Annotated in this window: 8 protein-coding genes; 3 read left to right on the top strand and 5 right to left on the bottom strand. The window is 43.3% G+C overall.

The features are described 5' to 3' along the window. The first annotated feature begins 199 nt into the window (after window positions 1-199). The 3 genes from HMPREF1212_RS15415 (at window position 200) to HMPREF1212_RS27355 (ending at window position 4,667) form a co-directional block, all read left to right on the top strand. Entirely contained in the window at window positions 200-4,189 is a 3,990-nt protein-coding gene (locus HMPREF1212_RS15415) for an SUMF1/EgtB/PvdO family nonheme iron enzyme (protein ID WP_046149938.1), read from the top strand. 150 nt (window positions 4,190-4,339) lie between these two features. Further along, entirely contained in the window at window positions 4,340-4,507 is a 168-nt protein-coding gene (locus HMPREF1212_RS27360) for a hypothetical protein (protein ID WP_232430112.1), read from the top strand. A gap of 7 nt (window positions 4,508-4,514) precedes the next feature. After that, window positions 4,515-4,667, top strand: coding sequence for a hypothetical protein (locus tag HMPREF1212_RS27355; protein WP_232430111.1), 153 nt, complete (start codon window positions 4,515-4,517; stop codon window positions 4,665-4,667). 65 nt (window positions 4,668-4,732) lie between these two features. Here HMPREF1212_RS27355 and HMPREF1212_RS15405 read toward each other — a convergent pair whose 3' ends face one another. The 5 genes from HMPREF1212_RS15405 to HMPREF1212_RS15380 form a co-directional block, all read right to left on the bottom strand. Next, entirely contained in the window at window positions 4,733-6,379 is a 1,647-nt protein-coding gene (locus HMPREF1212_RS15405) for a RagB/SusD family nutrient uptake outer membrane protein (protein ID WP_046149936.1), read from the bottom strand. 18 nt (window positions 6,380-6,397) lie between these two features. After that, on the bottom strand, window positions 6,398-9,751 hold the full coding sequence (locus HMPREF1212_RS15400) for a TonB-dependent receptor (protein WP_369800840.1): 3,354 nt from the start codon (window positions 9,749-9,751) through the stop codon (window positions 6,398-6,400). A gap of 240 nt (window positions 9,752-9,991) precedes the next feature. Then, window positions 9,992-10,870, bottom strand: coding sequence for a FecR family protein (locus tag HMPREF1212_RS15395; protein ID WP_046149935.1), 879 nt, complete (start codon window positions 10,868-10,870; stop codon window positions 9,992-9,994). Window positions 10,871-10,963: 93 nt separating this feature from the next. Then, window positions 10,964-11,518 carry an RNA polymerase sigma-70 factor gene (locus HMPREF1212_RS26720; protein ID WP_082099895.1) on the bottom strand — a complete coding sequence of 185 codons (555 nt, stop codon included), beginning with the start codon at window positions 11,516-11,518 and terminating at the stop codon, window positions 10,964-10,966. A 90-nt stretch (window positions 11,519-11,608) separates the two neighbouring features. Further along, window positions 11,609-12,463 carry a sugar phosphate isomerase/epimerase family protein gene (locus HMPREF1212_RS15380; RefSeq protein WP_028730390.1) on the bottom strand — a complete coding sequence of 285 codons (855 nt, stop codon included), beginning with the start codon at window positions 12,461-12,463 and terminating at the stop codon, window positions 11,609-11,611. Window positions 12,464-12,475 lie beyond the last annotated feature (12 nt).

Below are 12,475 nucleotides of genomic sequence, written 5' to 3'. Positions count from 1 at the left end.
TTGGCGAGGCTTTCTTTCCTTCTCTGGTGAGATGGTGTCACTAGCGTTAGTGGGGCACTGTCACCAACGTTAGTGAGGCACTGTCACCAACGTTAGTGAGGCACTGTCACTAGCGTTAGTGACACACTGTCACCAGTAACAGCCGGAAATTATATTAAACCGATAGTGCGGCAAATAGTAAAATATAAGAGATAGAATCATGGAAAAGAAGTTAATTATTTTGTCAGCCTGTCTGGCCTTGTCGCTTTTCGCCTTTCCTCAAAAGCCAGGAAAGAAGGGGACTACATTCGCTTCCTGGTCGGAGAAAATTGCTGCTGCCAAGCAGAATGCTTACGAGCAGATGAAGAAAAACAGTCTGCCGGTTTCATCGAAAGTCGTAAAAGCAAAACAGGCTGCCGAAAGGTTCACCGCCGATGTGACCGGACTGGATGAAATGGTGCTTTACACCTGGGGAACTGTCGACGGAACAACCGACGACCAGGCTGTATGGGCAAACGCCCGCTTAATTGCTGCCGACGGCTCTTCCGTCTGGCTGAATGACCTGAAAGATACTTTCAAAGATACCGGCACGGGACGCCTGGTCTTTAATGCCAACGCCAAAGACGTTCCGGTCGTTATGAAAGGAGTAACATACGAACGGACAATCATGGCGAATGCCAATGCCCAGATCGTTGTTCCTCTGGATAAGAAATATGTCCGTTTCGAAGCGGAAATCGGACTGGAAAACCGTTCTTCTGCAGGAACAGTTATATTCCGCTTGCAAGGGATAACCGGCAGAGAGTTATCCGAAGATATTATAGCCAGTTTTCCGGCTGAGTCGGCGCAGTTCCTTCCGTTTGCCGGAAGCGACATGAAAGCGTTAGTCACCACTTATGATGCAGATATAGAGAAACATATCGCCAGGTCGGTTGTAGACCTGCTGGCGGACAAGAATTATTTTACAACCCGTATTACTGCTGCCGGTCAGGAAAAGGAACTGGCAAAACAAGTAATCGCTTATCTGAACATAGCGCAGGATGCGATGAAGGTATACGAGTTGCAGGAGTCTTTGAGCTGGCTTAACATACAGGCTATCGAAGAGGCTTTCAATGATATGAAACGGAATAAATCGTTTGACCAGGCCGTTAACCAATCCAAACTTTCTGCATTAAAAGGATTGGCCGGTAAAGGTTTCTCCGGTATCTATTCAAACGATGAAAATACAATAAAGGAAGCACAACAGGCTTTACGTTTAAAAAGGGAGATACTCTTGGCTAATCCCGAACTGGATATGGATAAACTGATCGTAGGCCGTTACCGTATCGGGACGTCTGCCCGCCAGATCAATCCCCGATCGTTGGGAACGCAAAACAATAACTGGTCGAACCAGACCTCTGCCGCCCGTGGCGGATTTGATGCGGAGATCGTCGAACTCTCCAATCTTCGCGGGGATATCCGGTCGCGCACTGTCTTCAAACCGGATAACGGATCATCCGTTCCCGACCTGAAGCTGCATTGGGATGCCGACCGTATCCTATTTTCTATGGTCGATACGGATAAGCGCTGGCAGGTTTTTGAAATAGGCCTGGATGGGAAAGGTTTAAAGAAACTGATCGACTCACCGGAAAAGGATCTGGAGTTCTTTGATGCAACCTGGCTGCCTTCGGGCAAGATCATGGCTATATCCAATATCGGTTACAATGGTGTTCCCTGTGTGAACGGAAATGATGAAGTCGGCAATATGGTGCTTTATAACCCGGAAGACCGATCGTTGCGTCGCCTGACGTTCGATCAGGATGCCAACTGGTCGCCCGTACTTATGAATAACGGAAAAGTAATGTACACCCGTTGGGAATATACCGACCTGACGCACTACTTCTCCCGTTTCGTGATGCACATGAATCCAGACGGGACGGAACAGAAAGCGCTCTATGGCAGTGGCTCTTATTTTCCGAACAGTACGTTCGATGCCAAGCCTATTCCCGGCCAGGCTTCAGGTTTCATTGGAATTATTTCCGGCCATCACGGAGTGACCCGTTCCGGTCGTCTGATCTTGTTCGATCCCTCAAAAGGACGTAAGTCCGTACAGGGAATGGTGCAGGAATTGCCTTTCCGTAACCGGAAGATCGAACCGATCGTAAAAGATCGTCTGGTGGATGGCGTATGGCCGCAGTTTATCAAACCTTATCCGTTGAATGATAAATATTTCCTGGTAACGGCCAAACTGAATGAGAATGCCCTGTGGGGGATTTACCTGGTCGATGTTTATGATAACCTGACCTTGATTGCTGAATACGAAGGGGAAGGATTGATCCATCCGATACCGGTAAAGAAAACTCCTGTCCCGCCGGTCGTTCCCGATCGAACCAAACCGGATACGAAAGAAGCTACGGTCTTTATCCAGGATATTTACGAGGGTGAAGGATTAAAAGGCGTACCTCGTGGTACGGTAAAAGCTTTTCGTGTACTGTCTTACGAATATGCTTATAATAAAACTCCGTCAGACCATTGGGCGCAGGGCGTTCAGAGCGGATGGGATATTAAACGCCTGTTGGGGACGGTTCCTGTGGAAGAGGATGGCTCGGCTTTATTTACTATCCCGGCAAATACACCGATCTCACTACAACCGCTCGACTCATGCGGACGGGCTGTGCAATGGATGCGAAGCTGGCTGACCGGTATGCCGGGAGAAACAGTATCCTGTATCGGTTGCCACGAAGACCAGAATCAGTTACCTATCCCGAAGCGGGTAGTGGCTTCAACGATTAAACCGCACGCAATCGCGTTACCGGAAGGCGGACAACGTCCCTTCACATTCGAACTGGAAATACAACCCATTCTCGACCGTGCCTGTATCGCTTGCCATGACGGATCAAATAAATTGGCTGATTTTACAGGCGGTCGTATCGATAGCTTCTCCGGTTTCGGTGAAAGTTATCTGAACCTGCATCCGTATATTCACCGTCAGGGGCCGGAAGCAGAGATCGAAGTGCTGAATCCGTATGAATACCATGCATCGGCCAGTGATTTAATCAAGATACTGAAAACCGGGCATCATGGTGTGGCGTTAACAGATAAGGAATGGAAGACCCTTTATAACTGGATCGACTTTAATGCTCCTTATCATAGTAAGTTTAAAGCGAACATCTTCAAAGGTGTGGAGCAGATCAGCCGCAGAACCGAGCTGACGAATAAATATGCCTCTTCCGGGGTTGACTGGCAAGAGGAAATCCGTTCGTATGCCGACTACCTGAGTAAGCAGCCGAAGCCGTCTCCGGTAAAACCGGAACGGAAAGAGTATAAGGATAAAGAAGTCAAAATAAAAGGTTGGCCGTTCGATGCATCAATCGCTTCCAATATGCAGGCGAAAGAGCAGGAGACAAAGAAAAGCATTGAACTGGCACCGGATATTGTTATGAATTTTGTCCGTATTCCGGCCGGAACGTTTGTGATGGGAAGCAACAAAGGGCATTCCGATTATTCCCCGGCTAATAAACAGGAGGTGAAGAAAGCTTTCTGGATGGCAGAGATCGAAGTGAGCAATGAACAGTTCCGTACAATTTATCCGGATCATAACAGCCGCTTTATCAACCAGCTATGGAAAGACCATGTGCACGAAGGTTATCCGGCCAATAAACCGGAACAACCCGCTATTCGCGTAAGCTGGGAGGAAGCGATGGCTTTCTGTGAAGAGCTAAGCCGGAAGACTGGCCTGAAAGTTACTTTGCCGACAGAAGTACAGTGGGAATGGGCTTGCCGTGCCGGAAGTGATTCCGATTTCTGGTTCGGAGCATTGAATACCGATTTTTCAGCCTATGAGAATATGGCGGATAAGCAATTGAACAAACTGGCTGTAAGAGGTGTAGACCCGCAACCGATGAGTCCTACGGATCCGTGGTACAAATATTACACCTATCAACCGAAAGATAATCAGGTAGACGATGGCAATATGCTGATGGTCAAAGGGGGTGGTTACCGTTCCAATCCGTGGGGCTTGTATGATATGCAGGGGAATGTGGCGGAATGGACTCGTTCAGACTATCTGCCTTATCCTTATAATGAGAAAGTACAGGGAAGCGGACTCGAAAAGGTGGTACGTGGCGGTTCATGGATTGACCATCCGAAGACGGCAACGGCTTACTATCGCCGGTCTTATCTTCCCTGGCAGAAAGTGCATAATGTAGGTTTCCGTGTCATTATCGAAGATTGATTATATAGATGAGCGCTTTTAAATAAATAGTAGTAGGATTGGTAGCCGGGGTAACAGTTGTTTGTTCTCATGCACAAACAAAGTTATCTCCGGCTTGGCAATCCGATCTGGTAAAGATCAGTAATGAGGGAATATTAACTTATATGCCGGATGAGGAAGGTAACACAATTCCTGATTTCAGCCGGGTCGGTTATCATCATGGCAATAGGAGTATTCCCTGTTATCCGGCAGTATGCAGGAAGTACAAGGCACAAGGACAAAGATAACGGACGACTTCGTGCCCGTAGGGACACATTCGACTTCGGGAAAGAACTATAATATAGGAATGAAAGGAGAAAAATATCCCGGTCATTTTACCGATCGTCCGGAAGGAGTCTGGGAAGGACAGAACGAGATCAATATCTTTCCCCGTTCCCTGTATATCACCCAGCTAATGGCCAGACAGAAAAAAGAGAATTTGTGTATTTTGATAAAATAGGTAGTTAGCAGAGTAAAAGGCTGAATTCCGAGAGAATTCAGCCTTTTCAATGAAACTCAATATAATTAATAATTATCGTTCTGAGTTAAAGCGCCACCTACATAATCGATCTCATTTTGCGGGATAGGATAGGGCCAGGTTTTATCTGTTACGTGTGTTCCGGCTCCGGAATATTTACCTTCGGCTGTTTGACCGAAAGCCTGCATGGTAGGAACGAATATTCCCCAACGGAGTAAATCGTACAAGCGTAACCCTTCGCATCCTAATTCTACCCGCCGTTCATGGCGGATCGCTTTCTTCAGATCGTCGGATACTTTTACCTTATACTTTGAATTAAATACCTCTTCCGTTATCCTGTTTTCTTCCGGAATATTGAATTTACGATACTGGGCATAACTGTCTGTCGTTGTACTGGAGACGAAGGCACGATGGCGAACCTGATTGATCAGGTCTACCGCTTTTTGCTTATCGTCTCCCGTTTCGATCAGGCATTCGGCATACATCAATAGAACATCGGCATAGCGGATATGATAGAATGTCCAGTCTGTATTCTGTAAATCCCCGATCGGTCTTCTTGACCAGTCCGGATATTGTTTACGGCTATGTTGCAGCGAGAAGTTATCGTATCCGGAATAATCATGGACTTCCTCTGTTCCGTCTGATTTTATAAAAATATCACCGGAAGAAAGAATCGTATGAACCAGGCGGGGATCGCCGACTTCATATTCACTGACCAGATCGTTCGTGGGGCACTCACCGCCCCAACCGCCAACGCCTGCACGCCCGGTATTCATCTGCGGACAAACACTACCGTTGGTATAATTAGGAATATAAGAGCGTAAAGTGATAAATACAGCTTCTTTAGACATATAACCTTTCTCCGCACTATTAAACAAAGTCTCATAGTTATCGATCAGTTCATAACAACCGGATTCTACAACCGCTTTCAGATCAGCTTTTGCGGCTTCATAATTACCGTAAAACAGATAAACTCGTGCCCGGAATGCTAATGCCGCTTCTTTGGTGATACGTCCCAGTTCGCTTGCCGGCAATACACTTGCTCCCGGCAGATTGGGTTCATTTATTGCTGCTTCCAGGTCAGCGAGTATGAACTTCATTACTTCTTCCCTGTTTGCTTTTGTGATGTTTTCTTTCTCGCTTACATTTAACGGTTTATCGATAATCGGCACATTTTCAAACAGCATTGCCAGATCGAAATAGTAGAATGCACGCATAAAATGTGCTTCAGCTATCCAGCGCTTCTTTGTTTCGGTGGAAACTAAAGCGCCTCCGGCCTGTATAAGCTGCACTTCAGGAGTTATTAATGACAGGAAAACGTTGCAGGGGGAAATAGCTTGTTTATACCGGTGATCCCAGAGTTGTGTCAGCATACTACTGGTGGCAGCAGGGTTCCCACGGGTTACTTCTGTAATAACGGAGCGGTCGCCTGCATCCGATCCTCCCTTCGAACAATCATCTGTCAACTGATCGCCGATATCGAATTTCATTGTTTGAAAATCCCATTGGTTCAATATGGGTTGATAACAGTTTACCAGCATTTTGTATCCTGCATCTTCGGTACTGAGATAAGTCGTTTCATCAAGAGTTCCTAATGTCGGCCTGTCCAGAAAATCGGAGCTACAACTAACTGTCAGGGAGCTAATGCATACTATCGATAAAAATAGCTTTCCTTTATTTATTATTGATTTCATAATATCTTCTTTTTAAGATTAGAGTTTGAAACTTACACCGAACATAAATGTTCTTGCCTGTGGATAAAAGCCCATATCACAACCTTTATATTGAGGGTTGCTGTTGATTTCACCGACTTCAGGATCAAGACCGGAGTACCCTGTTATTGTGAATAAATTCTGGGTGGCAACAAACACTCGTAGGTTGTCGATCGTAATCTTTCTGGTTAAAGAAGACGGTAATGTATAACCTATTTGCAGGTTTTTCAGGCGGACATAAGAGCCGTTTTCTACATACCAGTCTGACATTTCCAGATTCATGCGGCTATCTGCATCGATGCCGAAGTTTTTGTTGGTACTTCCCGGCCCGTTCCAGTAAGTCGTTAGGATATCTTTAGGGGCATTATACCATCCGGTTCCGGAATAGATGTCATACTTCAATACATTTAATAGATCGTTACCTACTGATCCCTGGAAGAAAGCCGATATGTCGAAACCTTTATATTCGGCAGATAATGTCAGACCGAATGTGAAGTCCGGATGTGGATTCCCTGTCATTGTCCGGTCTTCGTCATCTAATTTACCGTCTCCGTTCAGGTCTTTAAACTTCAGGTCGCCCGGTTTGGCTCCCGGCATAACGACTTGTCCATTGTTTTTATAATTATCGATCTCTTCCTGGGTCTGGAATACACCGTCTGTCTTATACCCGTAGAAATAGCCGATAGGCATGCCCGGTTCGGTCATTGTATAAGTATAATATCCCAGATGGATTCCTTTTCCCGGTATATTAGCTCCGCTGCCCAGGCTTTCCACCTTGTTACGGTAAGTCGAGATATTACCGTCGATCGCATATTTAAAATCACTACCGATCTTGCCATTGTATCCTATGGTTAATTCGATGCCTTTGTTGCTGACACTACCTGCATTCACCCAGGGTACATTCGGATATCCAAGGCTGGTCGGGACAGGTACCTGTACAAGCATGTCCTGTGTCTTGCGATTGAAATAATCGAAACTGGCTCGTAAGGAACCGTTGAAGAATGCCATGTCTAAACCAAGGTCGAGCTGGCGGGTCGTTTCCCATTTTAAGTCGGGATTACCAACCTGTGCACGTCCTCCGTATAAACTGGTCGTGTAAGGATTTCCAAAGATATAGTAACTACCGTTTCCGAAAGTATTCAGATAGGCACCGTCTGAGATAGTCTGATTACCGATCTCACCCCAGCCGATCCTTAACTTACTCTGGGATAACCAGTCGAAGTTTTTCATGAATGCTTCTTCCGAAAAATTCCATCCGGCAGAGATAGAAGGGAAACATCCCCATCTGTTTCCGTCAGCAAAGCGGGAAGAACCGTCCCAACGGATATTGGCTGTAAGCATATAACGATTATCGAACGAATAGAATATACGGCCAAAGTATGAATTCAAAGAGTTTGTTACAACATATCCGCTAGCTCCCGGGTTGAGGGTTCCGGCATTTATAATTTGCTGGCTTGGATCATTATTGACCATACCCTGCTTGGATGCACCGATATATTCATAACGTTTCTTTTCGGCTGAGGTACCGGCCATAGCACTTACGGAATGTTTGTTGAATTTCTGATTATAAGTAAGGTAGTTATCGAAGACCCAATAGTCTGTGTTGGAAACTCCCCGGCTTACTGTCGCATAGGTACTGTATTCATCTCCATCCAGATAATATTTAGGTGTAAATCCGTCGCTTTGATTACGGTTCAGGTCTAAAGCGATGCTAGACTTGAATGTTAGGAACGGGAATAACTTGAATTCTCCTGAAATGTTTGATTTTGTAGCTATTCCATGCCATTTATTCTGAGCCATGCGGTCTACCTGTGCCACTGTATTCGGCTTATTCGAGTAAATAACACCTGTATATCTCGACCAGGGATTGGTAGGTTCATATCCTCCCATGATGCGGGCTTGAAGGAAATCCGGAATATCGGTAAGGTTATCTCTGTACACGGGCGTAATCGGGTCGGCACTGATCGTACTGAATACGGTTGCCGTATATGAATTATTCTCATCGAGGTTCCTTCTGGATTCATAAATTACATTCACATTGGCTGATAAATTCAACCATTTGGTTACTTCGGAGTCCATGTTTAAACGTCCGGACAGACGTTCATAGTCGGAGCCTCTCAGTATACCGTCCTGCTTCATGTATCCAAAGCTGCTGCGGTATCTAAGCTTGTTAAGACCTCCGGAAAATGCCAGGTTGTAATTCTGATTAATTGCTTCAGAGGGTTTTCTTGTCGTCTCTTTCCACCAATCCGTTCCTTCACGTCCTCCGTTTTTGTCGAGGAAGGAGAGGATCTGTTCCCGTTTTTCAGGAGTGGAGAAGTCATCGATCAATGCCTTACCGGCAGCTGTATAGGCTCTGTTCTTATACTCCATAAAACCTTCGGCATCCAATACATCGTATCGTTTGGGGATATTCTGGAAACCAATATTCATATCAAACTCGATATTGCTCCGGTAACTTTCTCCCGAGTCACCGCGTTTAGTGGAGACAAGGATCACACCGTTGGCTGCACGAGCACCGTAAATAGCCTGGGCTGATGCATCTTTCAACACTTCGATACTTTCGATATCGCGTGCGTTTAGCCAACCTATATCGTCTTGAGGTAAGCCATCCACTACATATAAAGGATTATTGTTGTTGATCGTTCCTACACCACGGATACGTACATCGCCCAAAGAACCTGGGCTACCGGAGCTGGCAGTGATTGTAACACCTGCGGCTTTTCCCTGTAAAGCATCTGCTGCACTGCGAAGTGGCAGGTTGGCAATCTCATCCCCTTTAACCTGGGTGATAGCTCCTGTTAAGTCCCTTTTCTTGAAAGAACCGTAGCCAACAATAACTACCTCATCCAGCTTTTGGGTATCTTCTGATAAAATAATGTCCAACCTGTTCCGGTTCCCAATATTTACGCTTTGTTGAACATAGCCTATATATGAGAATTCAACGGTTGCATTAGTCGGAACATTCTCCAGTCTGTATATACCGTCAATATCGGTCATAGCTCCTGTTGTCGTTCCTTTTACAACCACATTTACTCCGATAAGAGGCTCTCCGTTTTGGTCTGTAACTTTACCGGATACCGATTTCTTATCCTGATTTACTGACTCTGATTGAGTTTCTTCAATTCTTTTATTCGTGAGAACGACATGGTTTTTTACAATCTTATAAGTAATATCTGTTCCTTTGAAGATATTATCTAAAACGCTCTCTATGGAACTGTCATGAACTTTGATATCTATTTCATCGTTGATATTGACTTGTTTATTGTTATAAAAGAATTTATAATCACTTTGGTCTTCTATCGCTTTAAAAACATCGGAAATGGTACCTTTCGTGATACTTAACGAAATCATTTGGGCTGCTGCTGCAACCACATTTAATTGAAAAATAATCAGGCACAAACCTATAATCGTATATCTTTTAAGGGTGCCCAAATTAGCTCTTCCGGAGCTCCCTGAATGATTTGCCATAATTTGTAAATTTAAGATTAGTAATAAATTTTACCTTTGACGGAATGAACCGCCATTAAACAGAAAAGATATTTTTCAGTCTTATTTCATAAGCAATTTAATTTTAAAGGTTAATACTGTGTATTATTTGATTACTATAGTATCCTGTTTTATCTGGTACTGAATGCCAGTGTTTGTTTTGATCACATTCAGAATTTGGGTAAGGTCTTCACTGTTACGGAAACTTCCACTGAATTTTAATTTCTTGATCTTTTGATTGTTGTAACGAAATACTACGTTATAATTCCGTTCCAACAGTTTGGTGATGTCTTGCAGATACATCATTTCAAAAGATAAATACCCGCCTCGCCACTGGGCAAATAATTTTTTATCATAAGGGGTTACTTCTATCTTATTCCCGCTTTTATGATAAATAGCAACCTGATTGGGGGTAAGCATAACCTGTTGTTTGGTAAGTGTGGGCTGAACGGCTACTTTTCCGCTGAAGAGTGTGGTTATCAGTTGAGGGTCTTCCGCATAGGCAGATATATTGAAAGCCGTCCCGACTGCTTTTACATTAATCCCATTGGTTTTCACGATGAATGGTGTTTCCTTATTGGGAGCAACTTCGAAATAGGCTTCTCCGTTCAGGTGGATATCACGGTTTGAATGGCCGTAATCTTCTGCATATTGAATAGTCGTGCAGGAGTTTAACCATACTTTGGTACCATCAGGAAGTTGCAGGTAGCTTTTTTCTCCTTTCAAGGTCACTAATTTGTAGTTCCCTATTATTGCGGGTGCTTTTTGATTTATAATATAGAAAGTGGCAAAAGATAGTCCGGCTCCAATGAAAATAGCCGCAACATACCTCATGATCTGATGAAGTGCTTTTTTTTGGGTGATAAAAAAGGATGGCTTTCCCTTGTTCGTGTTAATGGACGATAGCAAGCGTTCCCATTCTTTATCGACTTCTACTTCATTGATCAAACTTTCTTCAATTATATTTTTTATATACTCCTTCATTTTTCTATTTTACTTTTCCCTTTCTCTAAGTATGACACATTTACGGGATGGACTACTTACAAGATTGTTTTATTTTTTTATGTGATAAATTTGTTAAGAAGCCAAATAATCTTTCAGCCTGTTTTTTAGAATCTTAAGTGCCCTGTAAATTTGTGTTTCTACTGTTCGTATTGAGATATCGAGCGAATCGGCAATCTCCTGATTTCTCAATCCGTTTACACGGCTAAGTTTAAAAATGGATTTACATTGATCTGGTAATTCTTCTATTGTGTTTTCTGTTATTTGTTCAATTTCAAGAACTGTTAGTTCAGAAAAAGGATTTGTATTCTCTATTATTTTATCCTTGTTTACATCAGAGTCTTTATTTTCTGTTGTATAGATCGTTTTGAGAGTACGTAAATGGTTTAAGCATTCATTCTGTACCGATTTATATAAATAAGCATTTAAAGAAGTATGAATATCAATAGAGTCCCTTTTCTCCCAGAAATGAAGAAAGACATTTTGCAGAAGGTCTTTAGCCTCCTCCGGATCGGATATGAATTTCCGGCAATGAATGTATAACTGGATATAAACTGAATTAAACAAAGAGTTGAAAGTGGATACATCCCCTAATTTAATCTGTGTGATTATTTGCTCATCAGATGTCATTTTCTTGTCGAATGTTTTTATTATGAAGATAGATGCACAGGCCTGGTATTATTCAGACCTATGCATACTACCTGTAAACTATGACCTATCTTATAAGATATCTTCAGTTACTTTATCGAAATATCTGATACATTCTTTAATATCGGGAACTGAATTTTCCCAATTATATTCATATTCAATAGAGAACACACCTTTGAAATTCTGGGATTTTAGTTCTTTCAGCATGCCTTTTACATCTAATATGCCAGTGCCCCAAATTACATCATGCTGTTCTTTTTCTCCCTCCTTTTTAGGGGCTATATCTTTAAAATGTAAAGAGATAAGACGTCCTTTCAGCTTTTTCAGACAATCGATCTGGTTTAGATTTTCTCTTCTCCAATGACCTACGTCTGCACAGGAGCCTAAAGATGTGCTGCGTTTGGATATTGCATTCAATAGATTTTCCGGTTTCCAGTAATCAGAAGGTTGGGGGTGATTATGGACTGAGATTTTAATATTGTACTGTTTGGAAAGTGTCTCTACTAAATCCCAATCGCCCAATGCCGGTTCACATGTGATAAATTCCATATCCATGTCTTTTGCAAACTGGAACATCTTTTCCCAATCAGAGGATTTTTCCGCAACATAAACGCCTGTTCCTACAATTTTTATATTTTTCGTTGCAGCCAGTTCCTTTAGTTCCTTTTGAGTCTTTTTATCCAGATTGAAATCAAATATTTTGTCTCCCCATTTGCCTCCCAGTTTATGGCCCGGATAGACTTCAATATATTTCAATCCCAGTTGCTGTGTCTTATCGAGAGCTTCAGTTAAAGTGAATAAATGAAAGCTATACGACTGCATTCCCAGGCGCCATCCGTTCTTTTCAGCTTTGGTCTGCCCCTGTGACGAAAATGTAAACAGGCTGCAAACCAGGACTATAAAAGCCTTGAGTAGTTGTTTTGTCATAACTGATTTACT

It is taken from the genome of Parabacteroides sp. HGS0025, from assembly GCF_000969845.1.
Lineage (GTDB): Bacteria > Bacteroidota > Bacteroidia > Bacteroidales > Tannerellaceae > Parabacteroides > Parabacteroides gordonii.
The sequence above is the reverse complement of the archived record's forward strand: the minus strand, read 5'-3'. Positions and strand labels throughout refer to the sequence as shown.